The following is a 21912-nucleotide window of genomic DNA, read 5'->3' on the forward strand; positions in this document are numbered from 1 at the left end:
GAAGTTCGATATAATATTGAAAGTTTATATAATTTCTATGTTCGAATTCTTTTGGTATTTTAAAGTATTGTCCTCATGTAGCCGGATTAATTCCTTTTTAGAACGCTTAGCAAGTTCTGATAAGCCGTTGACCACGTTTGTTGGTGGAGCTCCATTATTTTTCCTTGCAAGTACTTCCGATATGGAACTTGATAAAACAAAAATAGCATATTTGTGTTCGGCCTTTGTCCGGTGGATATGATGCGGGCTAATATTAAGGCGGAAATATTCCTCACATTCGTCTTTAACTTCGTATCCATCTTCTAAATATTTTAAAACATACACTAAAAACTGATGTAGTTGTATAAGCTCATCTTTATACATATTTACCTAGCCCCTCCATTTGTCAATTTGAAGTTTATTGACATATTATTTATATCTTGTGTCCTTAACGCAACATCAAAAATCAATAAAATTGATGAGCATTTATATTTAAATGACTCCTTTGCCAACTAATATATTTAATATTGGTTAGGGATATACTTTTTGATGACTTAAATGAACAATACAAGATATATTTTTAATAATTGTTTAATATTATTAACTAAAATCTTAATTTTACAGTAAATATTTAAATTTAGTTCAACAAGTAAGTTTGTGATAAGATGGAGATAGTAATGCTTGGAGAAACGGATAAAAAAAGACTTTTAGAACGTTCAATAATTGATGCTGAAAATATAATGAACTTGGTAAGTGACATAGTGCACAATGTTAAAAAAAATGGAGATAACTCACTAAAATCATACACCGAAAAATTTGATAATGTTAAACTCCATGAACTGAAAGTAAGCAGAGATGAAATAGCTAAAAGCCATGAAAATGTTGAAAACAATGTTTTAGAATCATTGAAGAAGGCTTCAGAGAATATTAAAAAGTTTCACCAGGCGCAAATCCCAGAAGAATGGTTTGATGAAGTTGATAAAGGAATTACAGCAGGACAGATAATCAGACCCATTGAAAAGGTGGGATGCTATATCCCAGGAGGTAGAGCAGTCTATCCATCATCAGTACTAATGACCATTTTACCTGCTAAAATTGCAGGAGTTAGTAAAATAATCTGCTGTACGCCCCCCATGCCCGACGGTAGCGTTAATGATGTTGTACTTGCTGCAGCAGATATTGCAGGTGCAAATGAGATTTACAAGGTTGGAGGCGCCCAGGCAATTGCTGCTATGGCCTACGGAACTGAAAGCATCCCCAAAGTTGATAAAATTGTTGGTCCTGGAAATATATTTGTTACTGCAGCAAAAAAGCTTGTTTACGGTGATGTGGATATAGATTTTCCTGCAGGACCTTCAGAAGTTCTTATAATTGCAGATGAATCAGCTAATGTAGAATTCATTGCTTATGATATGATGGCGCAGGCAGAACACGATCCAGATGCGGCTTCAGTGCTTGTCACAACATCAAGTGACCTTGCTCAAAAAGTAAATGATGAAATATTAGGAAAAATTAAATATATGCAAAGGAGTAAAATAATAGAAGAATCCCTTGAAAAATACGGTAAAATAATAATTGCTGATTCTCTCGATGATGCTGTGGAATTTTCAAATGAATATGCTCCAGAGCACTTAATCATCATGACAGAAGACCCTGAAGAAGTTTTAAAAGACATTAAAAACGCAGGTTCAATATTTTTAGGTGAATTAACGCCTGTTGCAGCAGGAGATTACGGTTCAGGAACAAATCACGTTCTACCAACTTCAAAAAATGCCAGAATGTATTCTGGATTATCAACAGAATCATTTATTAAGAAGCCAACAGTACAAAGGCTTTCTGAAGATGGAATTGAGAATTTAAAAGATATTGTTGTGACTCTTGCTGAATATGAAGGGCTTTATGCCCATGCAGAATCATTTAAAAAGAGAATATCAAAGGATTGAGTTTTATAAATAAAATTTATTGTCTTAGAGGTGAATAAATTGACAGATTCATTAGGAAATTGGAGAAGAACTCATTACTCAAAGAGAATAGACCCTGAAATGAGTGGTGAAGAAATTACAGTTATGGGCTGGATCCATGAAATAAGGGACCTTGGAGGAATCATATTTGTCCTTTTAAGGGATAGGGATGGAACTATCCAGATAACAGCCCCAAGTAAAAAGATTTCAAAGGAATTACTTGAAGAAATTAGAAAATTAAGAAAAGAATCAGTTATAGCAGTTAAAGGAATTATACAGGAATCTGCAAAAGCGCCGGGCGGCTATGAAATCATTCCAAATGAAATAAGATTACTCAATGAATCTAAATTACCGCTCCCGCTGGATACAACAGATAAAGTAAGGGCAGAAATTGACACAAGATTGGATTCAAGATACATAGACCTTAGAAGACCAACTTCAAGTGCAATATTCAAGATAAAAAGCCGAATGCTTCACTCTGTAAGAAATTTCCTGGAAAAGGGAGAATTCATAGAAATAAACACTCCCAAACTGGTTGCATCAGCAACCGAGGGTGGAACTGAACTTTTCCCAATCACTTACTTTGAAAGGGAAGCTTTCCTTGGTCAAAGCCCTCAACTCTACAAACAGATGATGATGGCCACAGGTTTTGATAAAGTATTTGAAATTGCACCAATTTTTAGAGCAGAAGAGCACGATACACTCAGACACTTAAATGAAGCAATATCTATTGATTTAGAAGCATCATTCTGTGATCAGGAGGATGTAATGCATATACTGGAGGCAGTTGTACATACTGCCATTGGAGATGTAGTTGAACACTGTTTCGATGAATTAGAAATATTAGGTGTAGATTTAGATATTCCAAAAATTCCATTTGAGAGAATAGATTATGATGATGTTGTAGATATTGTAAATTCTAAAGGAGTAAACATGAAACATGGTGAAGATCTCTCAAGAGCAGCTGAAAAGGCAATGGGAGAAACCATGGATGGATATTACTTTATAACAGGCTGGCCAACAGATATTAAACCATTCTATGTAATGCCGGACCCTAAAACACCAGAAAAAAGCTGTGCATTTGACCTGATGTACAAAGACCTTGAAATATCCTCTGGAGCTCAAAGGGTGCACAAACACGATCTTCTGGTAGAAAGGATTAAAAAACAGGGCTTAAATCCTGCATCGTTTGAAAGGTACCTTGCAGCGTTTGAATACGGAATGCCGCCGCATGCAGGTTGGGGATTAGGTGCTGAAAGATTTACTATGTGTATGGCGGGTGTAAACAACGTAAGGGAAACTGTTTTATTCCCAAGGGATAGAAGAAGGCTTACACCTTAACTAAAAAATACTTCTAAAATCTTTTTTTATTTTTAAACCCATTAAAATTGTTTTTTTTTAATTTTCTATTATTAATATTAACTTAAACATTTCTTTTTGTTTAGATACTCTGATTTATATAGAAGTAATACTATATTCATGATAGGCGTCCAAATTAAAGAAAAAGGTGCATATTATGAACACAATGGAAATAATTAAAGACGCTATAAGATATCCGCTTTCTGATTGGAATAAAATTTTAGATTTTAGGAATTATTATTGTTATTAATGGGTTTGACCTGTTTTTTTAGGATCCATGGGTGTAATAAACAATTATAATATGGATTTTAGCAAGTATCGGATTCATAATTGGTTTTTTAGTAAATGGATATATATGTTTAGAATAGTAAAATCATCATTGAATGGTAAAGTTGAACTTCCAGACTTTAACGATTGGTTAAATATGGGTGTTGAGGGCATTAAAGTATTCATAGCATTTATAGTTTATTCGTTACCGGTTATACTTATTTTAATATCAGTATATATGACAATTCCTTTGAAAACGACGTATTTAACCCATTTGTTACTTATTAACCCTTTCATATCAGTGATCTTCAATTATTTTGAATCTTATTATGCTTTTATTTAATGTCTTTAGTCTTTCGCTTTTATTATTCCATTTATTGTTTATGTGATTGTAATTAGTTACAATATTTTTAGTGGCTATAGCAAATATGGCATATTATGAAGGGAAATTTATATCAGCATTTAAAATCCATGAAATAATTGAAGAAATCTCACTTATAGAATGGTTTAATCTAATAAAACTGTATTTAGCACTCATAGTTGCTGTTTTAATATAATTACAGGAAATATTTTAACTTATATTTCCAGCTTTGTTAATCTTAATTTTGTAGATACTATAGTTTCAGTGTTCTTTCACTTGATTTTAACATCATATGATTTTAGCTATCTGTTGGGCTATTTTACATGCCAGAAGAAGATCAAGATATAATAGAAGAGGAATCAATTAGTCAAGGTAAATTTATTAAGGATTATCAATAAAGTCTAAACTAATTAAAATTATGTTAAGTTCTATTTATTTAAATAGTCAATAATAAACTTTTTTAACTAATTTTAACTAATTGGAAAGATTTTATGAAACTTTATGACATAGTAGTAGTCGGTACAGGCCCGGCAGGAATGATGGCAGCAATTCGAGCAGGACAGATTGGTAAAGAAGTGATGTTAATAGAAAAAAATGATACACTGGGTAAGAAACTTAAAATTACAGGAAGCAGCCGGTGTAATATCACAAATATTGCATCATTAAACACTTTTATAGATAAATTTGGGAAAAAAGGAGCTTTTTTTAGATCAGCATTCGCTGCATTTTCCAATAGAAGACTTATGTCATTCTTTGAGTCTAAAGGTTTGAAATTCAAGAAAGAGAACCATGGGAGAGTTTTTCCAATTTCTGATAAGTCAAGATCGGTTATAAAAGTATTAAAAGAATATTTATCTGAAAATAAAGTCGAGAGAAACTATAACACTCGATTAACTGGTATTAGAAAGAAAAAGGATTATTTCAGTCTTAATTTAGGGAATGATAATTATATGGCCACTAAAAAAGTCATTCTGGCTACTGGAGGCATTTCTTATACAGCAACGGGTTCTACAGGCGATGGGTTTAACATTGCTGAAAAACTGGGCCATAAGATCACACCTTTAAAACCAGGTTTAGTTCCATTAAAAACCAGTGAAGAATGGGTTAAAGATTTACAGGGAATTACCCTTGAAGATGTACGCCTTACTTTCAGATATGGAAAGAAGAAAATAGTTTCAGACATTGGGAATCTGATTTTTACACATTTTGGTATTTCAGGGCCTTTAGTTCTTGATTTGAGTAATCAGATTGTTACTGTTCTTGAAAATAACAAAAATATTGACCTTTTCATCGATCTGTATCCTCAGATGAAAAATAATGAACTTGAGGAAAAACTGATAAATGAAATTGAAAACAGGAGTAAAACTGAATTTAAGAATTTTATGAAACTCTTTATTCCTAATCGAATGATTCCAATATTTATAGAATTATTAGGAATTAATTCAAAGAAAAAGGTTAATCAGGTTAATAGAAAAGAGCGAAATTTAATTATAGATTTATTGAAAGCGTTTCCTTTAACTGTAAATGGTTATTTATCTATTGAAAAAGCAATGGTTACATGTGGAGGGGTTTCAAAGAATGAAATAGATCCTCAAACTATGGAATCAAAAATAGTAAATGGGTTGTATTTTGCTGGCGAAATAATTGATTTTTGCGCTCCAAGTGGTGGATATAATCTACAGGAAGCGTTTTCAACAGGTTATCTTGCAGGAGAATCTGCTGCAAAAAGTTTAAAGTGATTCAGGAAAATATCTTATTTTACAGTCTTCATTTCTACTTTTAAAATTACAAAATCTCCTACTTTAGCAACGTCTTCAACTGGCACTCTTGTATCAGATCCTAATATTCCTGATGATATAAATATGCCTGTAACCTGCCATTCTTCTGTATCTAATTCAATATCATTCACTTTTCCTATTTCAAAAGCGTTTTTATCAATTACTTTCTTTCCCATTAATTCTGATGTTTTCATTTAAACTCCTCTTTTTATTAATAACAGTTAATCATATCAATAAATAATCTACTGTTCTATATAGGTCTTTAATGATATTTAAATTTAATTAATGAACTTATTCTATAATAAATATTTTAAAAAGGCTGATTTTATACATAATTCTTTGTAATGTTTATCTAAAAATAATATACATTGATTCTAACTATTTTAGTCTAATTTAAATATATAAAACTTTAAAATATTCATATACAAAATTTTAAGCATTTATGAAATAAAAGTAATTTTAACAAAGGAATTTAATATGATAAAAGTAGTTTACGATATTAAGATTTACAGGGAATCATTGAAAAATATGATTAAACCAGAGGATACTGTAGTTGAACTTGGATGCCATATTGGTAATTCCACAAAAATAATCTCTGAATTAGCACCAGATGGTAAGATAATATCTATAGATAACAGCCCTGAATCTACAGAACATATGCAAAAATTGATGGATAAATATAAGAATATCGAATTCATAAAAGCTGACGCAAGGCTTCATGAAACCTTGGAATGTGTCATAAAAAAGATAAAAACCTGTGATGTTTTATCTGTTGATCTTGGTGGTGGCTATCATCCAGATACAACTTTTAAGGTATTTTTCATATGGTCATCAACTTTAAAACCTCGCCAAACCATAATAAGAAATAGAGGTATTCTTGACTTTATACATTCTACTTCAACAGTAGAAACAATAAAATCTGAAGGAGGATGGTTAGAATCATCAGGTGGAGCTGGTGTTCCACCTAGATTGAAAGAATTCACGCTCTGGTCATCTAAGATTAAGTAGGAGGGTATCTAATGATTGGTAAAAAGATTAGAATTGAAAGAATAATAAATAGAAAGACAGGTAGAACCGTTATAGTGCCTATGGATCATGGTGTATCTGTAGGGCCGGTAGCAGGTATAGAAAATATGTCCGAAACAATTGATGAAGTGGCAAGTGGGGGAGCAAATGCAGTTATAATGCATAAAGGAATGGTTGGAACCGGACATAGAGGATATGGAAGAGATATAGGTCTTATTATTCATTTATCAGCCAGTACGTCATTAGGTCCGGACCCAGATCATAAAGTACTGGTTACAACAGTAGATAAAGCTATAAAAATTGGTGCAGACGCTGTATCAGTTCATGTGAACGTTGGATCAGAAATGGAACCCGAGATGCTTGAAACACTTGGACTGACATCAGAAATCTGCGATGAATGGGGAATGCCCCTGATTGCGATGATGTACCCAAGAGGCGAAAAAATCGGCGATGAACATGATGTAGATGTCGTGAAACTCGCAGCAAGGGCTGGAGCTGAATTGGGAGCAGATATAATAAAAACAAATTATACTGGAGACCCTGATACATTCAGCGAAGTTGTAAATGGATGTCCAGTTCCTGTTGTTATTGCCGGTGGGCCTAAAGTTGAAACAAATGAAGAACTGCTAACCATGGTTAAAAATGCCGTAAATGTTGGCGGAGCAGGTGTAGCAATTGGAAGAAATGTCTTCCAGGCTGAATCACCAAGAAAAACCACCAGGGCAATTGCAGAAATCGTTCATAACAATATGGAAGTTAAAGAAGCGTTAAAAATAATTGAAGATAAGAAATAATGATAAATTTTTTAATAGAAGGTCATAACTATGAAATTTGCATGGATCATGGCAGAAGGCACTAATTGGGATGCAAAAAAGGGAATAATCACTACAGCACTGGAATCAGGAATAGACACAGTTGTGGATTTTGAAAATGTTCATGAAATAATGAAACTGGGCAATATTAAAATAGTCTCTGACTCTGATGAATCAGATATGATACTTGTGGGTAGAAATGGTGAAGGGGACGGAACACTGAAGATCCCCTTTGACCTATCCGAATCAAAAGATTTAGCTGCTGTAAATGGATTTAAAAGAAAAGGAAAAATAGTAGCTTACTATATTGAAATTACAAGCAAAAAACATGAAGAACTGGCAAGAGAAATTGGAAGAGTTGCTGACTATGTGATCCTTGTAGGAAGTGACTGGAAGATAATTCCACTGGAAAATATCATAGCAGACCTGCAGAAGGAAGATGTTAAACTTGTGGCTGCTGTTCCGGATTATGAGGAATCAAAACTTGCCCTTGAAACACTGGAACACGGCACTGATGGTATACTTCTTTATACTTCTGATATTAATCAAATTAAAAAAGTTGCTGCATTAATTGAAAAAATAGAGTCCGAAAGTTATGATCTTGTACCTGCAACCGTGACCGAAATCAAGCCAGTTGGATCAGGTGATCGGGTCTGTATAGACACAGCTTCAATGATGCATGTAGGTGAAGGAATGCTCATAGGATCCTACTCCAAAGGTCTCTTTCTTGTACACAGCGAATCCCTTGAAAGTGAATATGTTGCCTCAAGACCTTTCAGAGTGAATGCTGGACCGGTCCATGCATATGTAATGACCCCAAATAATAAAACCAAATACCTTTCTGAAATTGAAACTGGAGATGAAGTTTTAACTGTAGACAAGGAAGGAAACACAAAAATCGCAGTCGTAGGGAGGGTAAAGATTGAAAAAAGGCCTTTAATGCTTATTGAAGCAGAATATGAAGGTGTAAAAATCAAAACTTTACTTCAAAATGCCGAAACAATAAGACTTGTTAAGGAGGATGGCATCCCTATTTCAGTTGCAGACATTAAAACCGGTGATAAAGTCATGATTTATCTGGATAAAGGTGCAAGACACTTTGGAATGTCCATTGAAGAAAGTATCATTGAAAAATAACTATTTATTTTCTTTTTATTTATTAAATGATAATGGGGAGGTAAAATGTCTGATTATGAAGTCATGATAATAGATCCAGAACAAAGACAAATATTATCAGACCAATTAGCAGACAAAATAAGATATGAACTAAAGGCAAACATCCATGGAGCATGCGTAAAACTTCTAACAGATAATAAAAACTTTAAAGATGAATGGGAAGATAATTTCAAGTTTATGAATGAAGATATAAGGCCACATGCCAAGATATTTGCAATAGATGATGGGGGAAAACTACAGGTTATGTATGACCCCATTGGAAAGACATCTATCCTGAAAAATCTTGATTACTACGGCTGGGTTAAAAGTATAGCCCTGGCTACGATTTCTGATTTTTTTGAGGACTATCATTCAAACCACAGACGATATTCGGTTCATGGATCTGCAGTGGACTACATGGGGCATGCAATTGCTATAATTGGCCCACCAGGAACTGGAAAAACTACTTTAACCTATGGACTGCTTCAAAATGAAGATTTTAATTATATATCAGATGACTGGTTCTTTGTAAGACTTTTCAGTAATGCAGTTGTGCTTTATTCCTCAGAAAAGAATTCATATATTAGAGATGATATAGCCGATGTCTGGAAAGTATTTGCAGATGAACTGGGAAAGGTTAAACTTGATAAGAAAGGAAGGGGAATTGCCGATGTGAATTCTTTATTTGGTGGACGTATCAGAGAAAGTTCAACCATAAAAAACGTGGTACTTTTAGAGCGTAACAAAGAAAATCCACCATTTAGAAAATTAAATCATGAGGAAGCATTGGATTACATGTTAAAAACTGATTTCTGCAATCCGCATCAATTAATACGAGATGAACGCAAATTAAAGATCAGAAAGAATTTTTTTGCAGAATTATTTTCAAAACTCGACATATATATGTTGAATACTATTGAAACTCCACAGGAGAGTCTTGATAGGATAAAAAACCTTGCAATGGTGTAATTATGAGGGTATTTTTAGCTATAGAAATAGATGAAAAACTTCTTGATAAGATATCAGATGTTCAAAAAAAGTTTATGGAGTGTGAAGCACCCGTAAAATATGTTGAAACTGAAAACTTACATTGTACTCTCAAATTTTTCGGTGAAATCGATGATAATAAACTTAATGACATTATTAAAGCCATTGAAACTAAAATAAAAGCCCATGAACCCTTCAAAGTTAATATCAAAAAAACTGGAGTATTTCCAAATGAAAGGTATATACGAGTACTCTGGCTTGGAATGGAAGGAATAGAACCATTTTCAGACCTTCAAAAAGACTTGGATGAAGACTTTGTGAAAATGGGATTTAAGAAGGAGAGAAGTTATGTTCCACACCTTACAATTGGACGGGTTAAAGGAGCAAAAAATAAAGCAGAGCTTTTAGCAACACTTAAAGATTTAGGTGACGTGGAAATTGGAGAGATGGATATAAATAAAATTGTTTTAAAAAAGAGTGAACTCACGCCTAAAGGACCCATTTATACCACAATAAAAGAGTTTGATTTAAAATAAATACTATTACTTTTTGAATAAAGTTTCAGGTGAATTATTTTGGAAAATATAGATTTTACAAAAGTCCTGGAGGTTATAAAGCCTACAGAAGAGGAAGAAGAAAAAGTAAGGTTATTATCAAATAAATTAATAGATATCATAAATGAGATTGCAGAGGATAATGATATTAATGCCGAAGCAGTCCTTGTAGGTTCAGTTGCTAAAGGTACGTGGCTTCATGGAAAAGCAGACATTGATGTATTCATGAAATTCCCATTAGATATTGATGAGGCCAGTCTTAAAGAATATGGGCTTTTTTTAGGATTTGAATGCGCAAAAAGTATGCAGGGTAAATATGAATTGAGATATGCATCACACCCCTATGTCACTGGTTTTATAGAAGGATTTGATATTGATTTCGTGCCTTGTTACACAATTAAAAGTGCCGATAAACTTAAATCTGCAGTAGATCGTACAATTTTGCACACAGAATATATCAAAAAGAATTTAAAAGAAGAACAGAAGAATGAAGTGCTTTTACTCAAAAAATTCATGGAATCAATCCATACCTACGGTGCAGAGTTCAAAGTGGGTGGATTTTCAGGATATCTGTGTGAACTTTTAATTATATATTATGGTTCTTTTTTAGGAGTATTAAAAGCCGCTGCAGAGGAATGGCGACCCAATCAATTGATAGATCTCCAGGATTATGGTACAGGAGATATTTTTACCGAGCCAATGGTTGTCATCGATCCAACAGACAAAAATAGGAATGTTGCAGCAGCATTAACCCTTCAAAAGATATCTGAATTTATAGTAGCATCAAGAAATTTCTTAGAAAATCCAAAAGAAGATTATTTCTTTGATAAGGAATTATATACTGATTCAAACACTATTAAATATGAATTTAGGCAAAGAGAAACAAAAACACTTTTAATCATTTTTAAACCCCCAGAAATTCCAGCCGATGCTTTATATCCTCAAATTAAAAAAACTGAAAATTCTATGGGTGGAGTTTTGGAAAGAGAAGATTTCAAAGTTTTTAATACTGATTCATGGACAGATGAAGAGGAAAATGTAATAATATTGCTTGAAATTGAAACATGGCAGCTTCCAAATATAAAGAAGAATCTTGGCCCTTTTATATGGTCAGAAATCCATCAAAAAAGGTTTTTAGATAAATATGGAAACAAAGCTTATATAGAAGGGGATAGATGGGTGGCAGAAATTGAAAGAGAATATAAGGATGCTGAATCATTCATTGAAGATATTTTGGTGGAAAATAAAATAGGGTTACTTAGATTTGGGAAACATATTAAAAATGAAATCCTAAAAGAGCATCAAATAATAGATATTTTAGAGTTTTTGGATTCAAAGGAATGCAATGAAGAGATGCTGCTATTTTTCTATGAATATTTGAATAAAAATGTATATTTAAGCCGTTAATTTTAATCTATTGCTTATCATTTCCTTTCCCAGACAAATTTAGGCACAGCTTCCTTAAACGGATCAAATGCATCAATGTTTTTAACTTCCATACACCTCATGCTTACCTTAGAGTGCAGTGATGATGGAAGTCTTAGAATCCTTTTAAGGTCAATTGAAACTTTGGCATCAACAAGACCCATATTTAAAGATGTAATGGCTTTAACTACTTTCTTGTATCGTAGGGGGCCGATTTTAGTTTTAAATAAACCCCATTCATCTCTATCTAAAAGATTTCTGTTTGTTAAAACATCTTTTAAGAGTTTTGCATTAACATCATCAAGTTTTGAATCCTGAGTTAAATGATTAATTGCATATTTTACCCTCTCAGTAAATACTTTTGGATAGCCGAATGGAATAGAAAAATGCTCCAGATTATAAATACCATCACTATCATCGTATTTATCTTTAGGTAAATCTGCACCTACAACATATTTTAAGATATGGGAACGCACATCACTATCCATTTCCATCACGTCTTCATCAAGGACTCTTATATGATATCCTCTGCCAGAATAGACCAGATGAATATTATTTAAGCCTAAATCTCCTTTCAATGTATCAATAATGCTGCTTATAATTTCTTTAGCTTCTCTCAGGCATATTTCACATACATTTTCGCAGTTGCAGGTTCTTATGGGAATGTCTTTTGCATCAACATCAAAAACCAATTCTGATTTTATCCAACCGTCTCTTTTACGAGGTTTTTCGTAAAAAGCAACTGAACAATAGGCTGCAAAAGGGGTTTTGGATTTCATAAAACGTTTTAAATATTCAGGAGTGTTAAATACCTTATATCTATCATTGGGACCTCTGCCAAAGTGATCAAATCCAAATTCTCGATTTTCTACAGAATTCACTATGAAATCAGGGACCTGTTTAATGTCCCATTCTTCTCTGTAATAGATTCTACGCTCCTCGAGAGTTGCCGGATTGAACATTTCCATGGTTTTGACCTGATCATTTATTAGACTTATTTTGCCATATTTTCCTTGTATAATAAGATAGAGGATTTCCTATTGATTTACATGTTTCATCTGGCCTGCATAAAGCAGGCATCTGTAATTTTACCTTTTCACAGCTCATTGGGGTATACCAAGTTGTTTCTCCTTCGTGTTGAGGGTTTAAGTCATCATGCATCCCAAATCCAAGCTTTGCATTGATATTTATCTTTTCCTGGGGCTGATCATCAAAAAGTGGAGGGCTGCATCTATCTGCAGCATCGTAAATCATGGGTAAAATCTCATTTTTAGTAATTTTTAAATCAGGGTCAACATCTGACACTTTTAAAGTAGCATTGCTTCTGAAAACCGATGGATTTAATCTCGCATAAGATAAAAAGGGAGTTAAAAACAGAACAATTACTTCGTTTCTTCCTCCGGATTTAATACCTTCTAAAGCTGATTTAATGCACGGAGGGAATAAATCAACATTTAATGGTGAAGCTTTAACAGTTCCACCTCCTGAAACACCACCATAATATCGCATTTCTTTGGATAAAACTTCAGAAACCTTATCTGCAATTTTTAATAATATAGGGTTAGGTTCTATTATTTTTACCCTTTCATGAACGCTTTTTATGTAGTTTTCAGTGTTCTGCATAATCATTTTGATTATGATAAGCTCTTTGATCCTGTTTCCAATAAACACATCATACATTTTTTCAGGAGGCCTATTTGTTTTCTTAATTATTTCTCCAAAGTGTTCCATAAATTCTTCACGGTCTAATATTACATTTCCATCCTTTAAAACTAATTCTTGCAGGCTTATTTTCTTTGAACTTACAAGATCTGCAAGCTGCGTCCATTTAATTTTATCCTGAACAATGAGATTGTTCAATATCTTTTGGGTGATTTCTGTTCTTTCACTGATCAACAGCTCTTCAAGCCTATTTTCAATTATTTGCCCCTGTAATTCCACTACAGCTCTGCTTTCCCTTGAATTAGGACCAAATTTAACTCCAATTGCCTGACATAGGATATAAAATGCAATTGTGTCCATCTTGGTGATTTCCCGATGAAATAGATATGCATATTTTTTATGTTTATAATCTGGATCGCTTTTTTTCTCAATAAACCATTCTACTCTTTTAATAACAAGATCAGAATAATTTTTAGGTATAAAAGCATCATCAGATGTTTCTTGAGCGCTAATTGAATAAACTATGTCTATTAGTTGACTATTTTCATCATATATCCTGTCTAAATTTCCTCCATCTTCCATTACAATTCGTTTTCCTTCATCAGATAAAGGATTTATAAAGGACATTGATATCATACGGTTAATGCTTTATGATTGTCCTTATTATAAATACTTAAAGTATAATGGCTTCAGGTGAATATAAATTTCAAAACAGTAATATCTACATTTCAAGACATGTGAAAATGATACTCCATGTAAATAAATATTTAAAATAGTTAAATAATTAAATATAATAGTAGAAAAAACTGTTTTAAACTATATATAAATAATAAAATATAACATAATATTGTTTAAAATTTTTATTAGATAATTTAATATCTATTTAACCTTTAAAGGGTTTTTCAATCTTATTATCAATTAAATCAATAAATCTAAGGGTTTAAAACCTTTGTATTTATCTTTTAGTAAGGAGGAATCTAATTTGAATAAAGTATTTATTACATGTGCACTACCCTATGCAAATGGCCCATGTCACCTAGGGCACTTAAGATCAACATATATACCAGCAGACATTTATGCACGTTATAACCGGATGAAAATGAGGGATGTGCTTTTTGTTTGTGCGACAGACGAGCATGGAACACCAATAGCAGTTAGGGCAGAAGAAATCAGGAAATCTCCTAAAGAAATTGCCGATAAATTCCATAAAATGATTAAAAATGATCTTGACTCCTGTGACATATCTTTTAATTACTTTTCAAGGACAACTGACCCAATACACTACGAAATTTCACAGAACTTTTTCCTTAAGCTCTATGAAAAAGGCTATATCTACGAAAAAGTCATTCAACAGCCCTACTGTAATGAATGTAAAAGATTTCTTCCGGACAGATATGTTGAAGGGATTTGCCCTCACTGCAAAGGACAAGGAGCAAGAGGAGACCATTGTGAAAGCTGCGGGCGGCACTTAGACCCCATACAGCTTGAAGAGCCAAAATGTCTTATATGCAGTTCCACTCCTGAAATCAAAGAATCTAAACAATATTTCTTTAAATTAAGTCATTTTGAAAATGGATTAAAGGATTGGATAGAAAATAATGAAGAACTACCCCCTAACGTTAAAAACTACGCACTTCAATGGATTAAAGAAGGTCTAAAAGATTGGATACTTACAAGGGACATGGAATGGGGAATTCCTGTGCCATTAGAAAATGCTGAAGGCAAAATAATTTATGTATGGGGAGAAGCATTTCTCGGATACATTTCGGCAGCCGCACAGTGGAGTGCAAAACACAATAAACCATGGGAAGACTACTGGAATGATAAAGCCATCCATTTTATAGGTAAAGACATTATCTATCATCATGCAATATTCTGGCCAGCCCTGCTTATGGGATACGGCTGCAAACTTCCGACAAATATTGTAGCTGGAGAATATTTATCTCTGGAAGGTAAAAAGATGTCGACAAGTAAAAATTGGGTTATATGGGCATCTGAATTCCTTGAGAAGTTTGATTCAGATATTTTAAGATATTATCTTGTAGTAAATGCACCGCTTACCCGTGATACTGATTTTTCATGGGATGATTTCCAGCGCAGAGTAAATGATGAGCTTGCTGATGTACTTGGGAACTTCTTGCACCGGACATTTTCATTCACCGGCAGATTCTTTAATAGCGAAATCCCAGAACCTGCTGCATTTGATGAATACGATGAAGAGTTTAGAGATAGAATTATTGAGATTCCAGCAAAAGTTTCTGGCCTTATTGAAAATTTTAAGTTCAGAGAAGGCCTTATTGAAATAATAAGACTTGCAAAATTTGCAAATAAATATTTCAACGATAAAAAGCCATGGAAAGCAGTTAAAGAAAAGCCTGATGAAGCTGCAAACTGCCTATATCTATGTAATCAGCTTGCAAAGACTCTATCAATTATTTTAAGTCCATATATTCCAGTTAAAGCACCTCAAATAATGGAAACTTTGAATTTACAGAACATTGATACTTCTAATTGGGATAAAGCAGCTGAATTCATCCCTGCAGGCCATAAAATTAATAAAGCTAAACCATTATTTTCAAAAATAGATGATTCAGTAATAAAGAAAGAAAAAGAAGCACTTTATAAAAATTTAAAGGATGATGATGAAATGAAGAACATTATAAGCATAGAAGATTTTGTAAAAATTGATCTGAGAATTGGCGAAGTAATAGATGCAGAACGTGTTGAAGGTTCAGATAACTTATTAAAATTAAGAGTTGATGTTAAAGAGAAGAAATTACAGATTGTTGCTGGTCTTGCTAAAAAATATTCTCCAGAAGAAATAAAAGGGCAAAAAGTTGTTGTTCTGGTTAATTTAAAGCCAGCTAAACTCTTTGGAATAAAATCTGAGGGCATGATTCTTGCAACATCTGACAATTTAAGTGTCTTATCTGCTGAAAATGCTGAAATTGGCGAAAAAATTAAATAAACTGTTTAAAAATTGTTTGGGAAGTAAAATGAATGAATCAGTTTTAATTGCACGGGCTGAAAGATTTCTTGAAACAATAAAGCGTCAGAGAGTTGAAGTAAATAAAATTAAAGACTTTGAAAGCTTTATTGTAGTTTATCATTATCTAAAAGATAATTTAAATGAATTATATGATTTAAGGGACACAATGGAAATAAAAGGCTATAAAGCTCCCTACAGTTCCCTTATCAGAACTTCTCGTTCTGTTGGTGGAGAATTAAAGGCTGATGAAATTCATGATGTTTCCAGACAGACCCAGTTTTTCAGAATGAAGGCTGCAGCCAAAAAAAATATATTGGATAGAGTAAAATCGTCTATAGCATCCCATAAAATTGCAATTGGACATCTTGAAGAATTTGCAACAATTAAATGTAATGTTTGTAAAAAACTTTATAAGAGACATGAAATCGAATTTGTTGAAAGTAAAGAGTGCGGTTGTGGAGCCAGGGACTTAATATTACAGAAAAATGATCAGAGTGTATATAGATTAGACATAATAAGATATTTGCCATTATCTGGTGAATATATGCTTAGAATGTCAGATTTATCTCCTCTAGGAAGAGATGCCTTCCGAAATATTGTTAGAATTCTAAAACATGAAAAAAGAGGAATTGTAAAAACACTATCTCTTGTTGTGAAAGTTTTTGAAGACGGTAGATGGATTAGAAAGAGAGTAACGATGGATGCAGAGGAGGATTTGAATTATGAGAGAGAAATAAGGAAAGAATATGGTTCAAATGCACGTATCGAATTTTTGCAGTTCCATCGTAAAAAACCAGCCATAATTAATGATAGACATGTGCAAACAGCCCTTTCAATTGCTTATGTTAAATCTGCAGGGGAAATTGCAGATAGAATCATTGACGAAGTTCTGGAAAGCGTCTTAAAAAATAAGGATAAACTCAAAATATATGATGAAGCTTTAAAAACAGCAAATGAAGCTGCTGATTCAATAACAGATGTTATGGAAGATAAGGATGAAATAAAGGAAGAAAAACTGAATGAATTATTAAAAGAGAATAATCTCATGGGAACAGATGGTAATATAGATAAAGAACTTGAAGAAGATATCCAGCTAAGAAAGGATATGCAGAAAAAGCTTTTCATTGAAATGCCCAGGATAATGATCTTATGGGACATTGCAAAATATTATTTAACCACATCCTATGATCGGAGAAATAAATATTCAGGACCTTTTCCAAATCTACGACCTAACCTCGACTCGAACCAATTAAAGGCTTTTAAGGATTTTGATATGCAAACTACTTTGATTTTAAAGGAATACACAGATGAAAAAATAGAATATATCGAAAATATTAAGGAAGTTATTGCTAAGAAGTTTGAAATTGAAAATAAGATAAAAGGTCTTCACGTTAAACTAAATCCGCCTGCTCTTGGAGCGGTTATCTTAAATACTGCTGGGAAATTATCTATCAATACTGCAGCAGATACTTTCTCTGTTAATCCCTCTCTGGTAGAAAAGGAAAAAGAAAAAATAGAAACCTTTGGTAAGCCATCATCTGTAAAAGCCAAAAAGTTTTTAGAAATGATAAAAAAGTAGTTTAGCCCATTAAATTTCTGTTTTTAAAATAAATAATTAGATAGTTTTAACTTGTATGATGGGAAATAAAAATATGGTGGTATTTTGGATGATGAAATCTATGTAAATAAACCACTGTCCTCACAGGTAATTATGGAACTTTTAGATAAGTATCCTCAACTTAGAAAAATAAAATGTCCAAGTAGCCTGTATCTCAGGACTTCAAAGAAATATCTGGATGCCCTTTCAGAGCTTGGAATTGAGGTTGAACCAGTTATTAAAAGGGGCAGGCCCAAAAAATACGGCGAAACAGAAGGAAAAATTATACAGAAAATGTTAAATGAAGGTAAAAGCCCCAAAGAAATTGCAGAAAAACTGGAGATACCTTTAAAGACAGTTTATTATCTTAAAGATACTAAATTGAAAAGGGGAAGAAAGCCCAAATATTCTAAAGAAACAGAAGATGAAGTAAAAAAATTACATAAAAATGGACTTTCAGTAAAAGATATATCTGAGAAGCTTAAAATTCCTCTTAGAACTGTTTATTGTCTTCTAAAACGGTAAAATAATTATTATATCTATTTAATGCAGAAAGAATATTTCAAAGAAATATCAACGGTGATTCAATGGATCTAAATATGTATCTAGGAGAATATCAGGCACTATTACTGATTTCAGGTATTTGCGGTTTAATTGCGTTTTTAACTACTTACCTAACCATGCCCAAACTCATAAACAAATTGCATGAAGCAGATATTGTTGGTAAGGATATTCATAAGGAAAAGAAGCCGATAGTTGCTGAGATGGGCGGTATCGGTATTTTATTTGGTTTTATAATTGGAATTTTTATTGGAATAATCATTTATCCACAGTTACAGTTCCAGTTATTAGTGACACTTATTGTAATTCTCTTAGTGGGCATTGTAGGAATGGTTGATGACCTGGTAATGCTTTCTTCTAAGGAAAAATTGATTTTACTATGGCTTGCAGGTCTGCCGGTGATATGGATAGCCCCTCCAAATGTGGGCATTATTTATATGCTTTCAATGCCTGTAGCTGTATCAATAGCATCTAATTTAACAAATATGCTTGCAGGGCTTAATGGAATTGAATCAGGTCTTGGAGCAATAGCCATGATCTCTTTAACTGCTTCCTGTATTATAATGGGTAAATATAATGTTGCCATTATAACAATGGCAATGTTAGGCGCTCTTCTAGCTTTTCTAATTTATAACAGACATCCATCACGCGTATTCCCTGGTGATGTTGGAACTTTAATAATTGGAGCGTGTATTGTGCTTGTTGCATTTATAGGTCGTGTGAAAATAATCGCCTTCATTGTGCTTATTCCCAATATTATTGACAGTATTTTGAAGTTTTACAGTGCAGGGGTTGTAGAAAGGCAGAATCATGCCCCTACTGAAATAGGGGATGATGGGAAACTGATCGCGCCTGAAGGAGGATTTAATTCTCTTATAAGATTTGTTTTGAGAAGACCTATGTCTGAAAAAAATGTTGTATTAATTGTATGGCTCTTTGGAATTTTATTTGGAACTATTGGAGTTGTTTTAGCTTATACACTCAACACAAGGATTGTATAATTTATAAAATTAATTTACAATGCATATTCTAAGTCCATCTTACATCTGCAGTTGTAAATACATATCTACTGGAAAAAACAGGATTGTATAACTTATTTGTTAGGTTTGAAGTGCCAAATGATTCACAGATACTTTTTCTTGCATAAAAATTTATTCGATCTCCCAGAGAATTTTTATCTTTTGAATTTTTAATTGAAGGTGCAGAAGCAGTGATTCTAAGCTGAATACGTGTTTTATTATATGTGGCATTAAATCCATAGTTTTTATAATTTATTTCCACAATTTTGACGCTTACAGGATTTATCAGACGAAGATTTTCATTTGTGTAATTTTCAAACACATCCTCAGGATAAATAGCAAAACCATCAATGTTTGCACCTCTTATTGCGCCATTTCTGGCAGCGGCCATGGCCTGGGTTAGCTCAATATCATTTCCCAGTATGGGAACAAGACATAAAGTGATTATTAACATTAAACCTGCTATAATAACAAATTCTAATGACAGCTGGCCTTTTATATCCATAAAAATTAATTTGAGGTATAATAAATTTATACTTTTCTAGTAGTAAAGTATTAACTTATTCACTGGTTATAACTATCCAGCTATAACTTTTTGAATCTTCTACATTCCTGATTGTATAATTATGGTTTTTTAAGAGAGTTACTTCTTCATTTTTCAGTGCCATTGAGCCTGAAATTTTATGAGGGGCCGTAAATGATTTACCTATCATTCCATCTATTTTAACATAGGCTCCTGTTGAATTAACAACAACAACGAAACTTTTGCCTTCAATATTTTCGGGCATGCTAACAGTAATCGAATGACCGTTTCCGCCGGCATATACTTTGTTTACAGTTTCTGCTACATTTTCTGCAAGTATTCTTGCATTTCCCAGTTCATTGGTTTGGGATGCGGTGTTTATTCTATCATTTACAAGGGGAATTAAACTACTTATTACAATAATGACCAAAAGTGTTACAAAAATCAATTCTGCGCTCAATATTCCTCGCTCATCCATAATGTTATTATATTTTAATTACATATATATTACAAGTTTCTTTTTAGGGGGGTGAACTTATAGAGCCAAAAGATGGTTTTAATCTTTTAATAACTCTTCAAGGCCATAAAGGCGATTCTGCTGGTGAAGAAGTTGTAGGAATTGAAGAAATCGAGTTAGCACTTTCAAGTTATGAACCATTTTTATATATAAAAGAATCAGAATATCCTAATGTTGTTCTGGTGGAATTAAGCATGGATCCAGAAGAAGCAGTGGTGATTTTAAAGGAGGCACCTACAACAGTAGTTTCGAAGGTTGTTCCAATAGACATGGTGGTTAGAACACGTAAAGACGTGATTTTAGAAAAAATATTAAAGATTGCAATGGAAAAGATGGAACCTGGAGATTCGTTTGTGGTAAGATGCGACTTAAGAGGTCGTAAATATATAGAATCAAAAGAAGACCTGATAAAAGCAATCTCTGATGAACTCATTCAAAAATTAAATGCTTATCCCGATAGTAAAAATCCAAAATGGGTTGTTCAGGTTGAAATAGTTGGTGAAGATACTGGAATCAGTGTTTTAGAGCCATATAAAATTATAAAAAAGATCTCCTGATTTTTATGTATGAAATAATACATTTTAGAGGTGGGATATATAAATTTGACGAACTTGTTGAGTTTGTAGAGGATACAGGTGGAATGGTACTAAAAAAGGACTGTTTTGAGATAATCCGTGGCGATTCTTATCTCTCTAAGGAAGTTCATGTATTGCTGGTAGTGCCTGATGATGAACTGGACAGCACTAAATCGTTGATTAGTGATATTAAAGGCATGGTTGATGACATTGATACTACAGATGACCAGTATAATTTATTTTTGTCATATCTTTCAATATATGATGCTTTAAACCGAATTGGAGAATGGACTGATAGGGATGTTTTGAAGGATGCAATACGCTGTCCATGTTATTCAGAGCTTTGTATCCATCTTCAAGAAGAAAAATGCCAGTTAGATGAAATACTGAAAGAAATACTCGCTGAATTATGTTTAATTGGTATAATAGAACACAGAGAATCCCATGGAACCACACAATTCCGTCTTAAAAAGGAGTGATCACCCTTAGTTAATTTTGAAGATTTAAATATAAATTCAGATAATTAATAAACATCAATAAAAATGATGATGGAAATGATTAAAGCCAGTACGATTTTGATTTCAGGAATAATCTTTGTTTTTGTCGGAGTTCTTCTACTGATAATTGGATCCATTTTGCAGTCAGCTTCTAAAGCTGGTGAAGTTCATACCGGCGGAATTGTTTTGATCGGACCCATTCCCATCATATTTGGTAATGATAAAAGCCTTATTATTGGTGCAGTTATTTTTGCAATCATAATCATGGTTTTATGGTATTTACTTTTTTATAGAACTGCTACTTAATT

At 32.9% G+C, this 21912-nt stretch carries 23 protein-coding genes; 17 read left to right on the top strand and 6 right to left on the bottom strand.

Annotated elements, in window-relative coordinates:
• Positions 1-24: 24 nt before the first annotated feature.
• Entirely contained in the window at positions 25-363 is a 339-nt protein-coding gene (locus QMD61_06750; protein ID MDI6724330.1) for a UPF0058 family protein, read from the bottom strand.
• 281 nt (positions 364-644) lie between these two features.
• Here QMD61_06750 and hisD point away from each other — a divergent pair, with 281 nt between their 5' ends.
• The 4 genes from hisD to QMD61_06770 all read left to right on the top strand — a co-directional run bounded on the left by hisD (position 645) and on the right by QMD61_06770 (position 5666).
• Complete coding sequence (hisD, locus tag QMD61_06755) at positions 645-1922, top strand: histidinol dehydrogenase (protein MDI6724331.1); 1278 nt, start codon at positions 645-647, stop codon at positions 1920-1922.
• Positions 1923-1961: 39 nt separating this feature from the next.
• A complete protein-coding gene (aspS, locus tag QMD61_06760) occupies positions 1962-3281 on the top strand; it encodes an aspartate--tRNA(Asn) ligase (GenBank protein ID MDI6724332.1) in 1320 nt (439 codons plus the stop codon).
• A gap of 713 nt (positions 3282-3994) precedes the next feature.
• Positions 3995-4123: a hypothetical protein gene (locus QMD61_06765; GenBank protein MDI6724333.1), complete on the top strand. Its 129-nt coding sequence runs from the start codon at positions 3995-3997 to the stop codon at positions 4121-4123.
• A gap of 295 nt (positions 4124-4418) precedes the next feature.
• The gene (locus QMD61_06770) at positions 4419-5666 is read left to right on the top strand and encodes an NAD(P)/FAD-dependent oxidoreductase (protein ID MDI6724334.1); all 1248 of its coding nucleotides are present in this window, start codon (positions 4419-4421) and stop codon (positions 5664-5666) included.
• 14 nt (positions 5667-5680) lie between these two features.
• Here QMD61_06770 and QMD61_06775 read toward each other — a convergent pair whose 3' ends face one another.
• Complete coding sequence (locus QMD61_06775; GenBank protein MDI6724335.1) at positions 5681-5899, bottom strand: PRC-barrel domain-containing protein; 219 nt, start codon at positions 5897-5899, stop codon at positions 5681-5683.
• A 283-nt stretch (positions 5900-6182) separates the two neighbouring features.
• On the opposite strand from QMD61_06775, the gene QMD61_06780 reads away from it, so the two are divergent.
• From QMD61_06780 to cca, 6 genes are read left to right on the top strand one after another with little or no spacing between them, the layout of a single operon-like run.
• Positions 6183-6713 (top strand): class I SAM-dependent methyltransferase, encoded by a 531-nt coding sequence (locus QMD61_06780; GenBank protein MDI6724336.1) that lies wholly within the window; start codon positions 6183-6185, stop codon positions 6711-6713.
• An 11-nt stretch (positions 6714-6724) separates the two neighbouring features.
• A complete protein-coding gene (locus QMD61_06785) occupies positions 6725-7525 on the top strand; it encodes a 2-amino-3,7-dideoxy-D-threo-hept-6-ulosonate synthase (GenBank protein ID MDI6724337.1) in 801 nt (266 codons plus the stop codon).
• Between the two features lie 30 nt (positions 7526-7555).
• The gene (locus QMD61_06790) at positions 7556-8680 is read left to right on the top strand and encodes a 3-dehydroquinate synthase II (GenBank protein ID MDI6724338.1); all 1125 of its coding nucleotides are present in this window, start codon (positions 7556-7558) and stop codon (positions 8678-8680) included.
• Between the two features lie 45 nt (positions 8681-8725).
• On the top strand, positions 8726-9667 hold the full coding sequence (locus QMD61_06795; GenBank protein MDI6724339.1) for a hypothetical protein: 942 nt from the start codon (positions 8726-8728) through the stop codon (positions 9665-9667).
• Positions 9668-9669: 2 nt separating this feature from the next.
• A complete protein-coding gene (gene thpR / locus QMD61_06800; GenBank protein MDI6724340.1) occupies positions 9670-10221 on the top strand; it encodes an RNA 2',3'-cyclic phosphodiesterase in 552 nt (183 codons plus the stop codon).
• Between the two features lie 39 nt (positions 10222-10260).
• Positions 10261-11646, top strand: coding sequence for a CCA tRNA nucleotidyltransferase (cca, locus tag QMD61_06805; GenBank protein ID MDI6724341.1), 1386 nt, complete (start codon positions 10261-10263; stop codon positions 11644-11646).
• A gap of 17 nt (positions 11647-11663) precedes the next feature.
• Here cca and priS read toward each other — a convergent pair whose 3' ends face one another.
• The gene (gene priS / locus QMD61_06810) at positions 11664-12626 is read right to left on the bottom strand and encodes a DNA primase catalytic subunit PriS (GenBank protein ID MDI6724342.1); all 963 of its coding nucleotides are present in this window, start codon (positions 12624-12626) and stop codon (positions 11664-11666) included.
• A 19-nt stretch (positions 12627-12645) separates the two neighbouring features.
• Positions 12646-13953, bottom strand: coding sequence for a DNA primase (locus QMD61_06815; GenBank protein ID MDI6724343.1), 1308 nt, complete (start codon positions 13951-13953; stop codon positions 12646-12648).
• 355 nt (positions 13954-14308) lie between these two features.
• Here QMD61_06815 and metG point away from each other — a divergent pair, with 355 nt between their 5' ends.
• The 4 genes from metG to QMD61_06835 all read left to right on the top strand — a co-directional run bounded on the left by metG (position 14309) and on the right by QMD61_06835 (position 19474).
• On the top strand, positions 14309-16294 hold the full coding sequence (gene metG, locus QMD61_06820; GenBank protein ID MDI6724344.1) for a methionine--tRNA ligase: 1986 nt from the start codon (positions 14309-14311) through the stop codon (positions 16292-16294).
• A 28-nt stretch (positions 16295-16322) separates the two neighbouring features.
• The gene (locus tag QMD61_06825) at positions 16323-17894 is read left to right on the top strand and encodes a DUF530 domain-containing protein (GenBank protein ID MDI6724345.1); all 1572 of its coding nucleotides are present in this window, start codon (positions 16323-16325) and stop codon (positions 17892-17894) included.
• A gap of 84 nt (positions 17895-17978) precedes the next feature.
• Complete coding sequence (locus QMD61_06830; protein ID MDI6724346.1) at positions 17979-18437, top strand: helix-turn-helix domain-containing protein; 459 nt, start codon at positions 17979-17981, stop codon at positions 18435-18437.
• A 62-nt stretch (positions 18438-18499) separates the two neighbouring features.
• Positions 18500-19474: a multidrug transporter gene (locus tag QMD61_06835; GenBank protein ID MDI6724347.1), complete on the top strand. Its 975-nt coding sequence runs from the start codon at positions 18500-18502 to the stop codon at positions 19472-19474.
• Between the two features lie 28 nt (positions 19475-19502).
• Here QMD61_06835 and QMD61_06840 read toward each other — a convergent pair whose 3' ends face one another.
• Together QMD61_06840 and QMD61_06845 are read right to left on the bottom strand one after the other, a co-directional pair.
• Complete coding sequence (locus QMD61_06840) at positions 19503-19946, bottom strand: hypothetical protein (GenBank protein ID MDI6724348.1); 444 nt, start codon at positions 19944-19946, stop codon at positions 19503-19505.
• 106 nt (positions 19947-20052) lie between these two features.
• Positions 20053-20475, bottom strand: a complete 423-nt coding sequence (locus QMD61_06845; GenBank protein MDI6724349.1) for a hypothetical protein — start codon at positions 20473-20475, stop codon at positions 20053-20055.
• 206 nt (positions 20476-20681) lie between these two features.
• Here QMD61_06845 and QMD61_06850 point away from each other — a divergent pair, with 206 nt between their 5' ends.
• The 3 genes from QMD61_06850 (at position 20682) to QMD61_06860 (ending at position 21910) form a co-directional block, all read left to right on the top strand.
• The gene (locus QMD61_06850; GenBank protein MDI6724350.1) at positions 20682-21089 is read left to right on the top strand and encodes a THUMP domain-containing protein; all 408 of its coding nucleotides are present in this window, start codon (positions 20682-20684) and stop codon (positions 21087-21089) included.
• A 5-nt stretch (positions 21090-21094) separates the two neighbouring features.
• A complete protein-coding gene (locus tag QMD61_06855; protein MDI6724351.1) occupies positions 21095-21586 on the top strand; it encodes a methyl-coenzyme M reductase family protein in 492 nt (163 codons plus the stop codon).
• 75 nt (positions 21587-21661) lie between these two features.
• Positions 21662-21910 (top strand): DUF131 domain-containing protein, encoded by a 249-nt coding sequence (locus QMD61_06860; protein MDI6724352.1) that lies wholly within the window; start codon positions 21662-21664, stop codon positions 21908-21910.
• Positions 21911-21912: the final 2 nt, after the last annotated feature.

It is taken from the genome of Methanobacterium sp., assembly GCA_030017655.1.
GTDB lineage: Archaea > Methanobacteriota > Methanobacteria > Methanobacteriales > Methanobacteriaceae > Methanobacterium_D.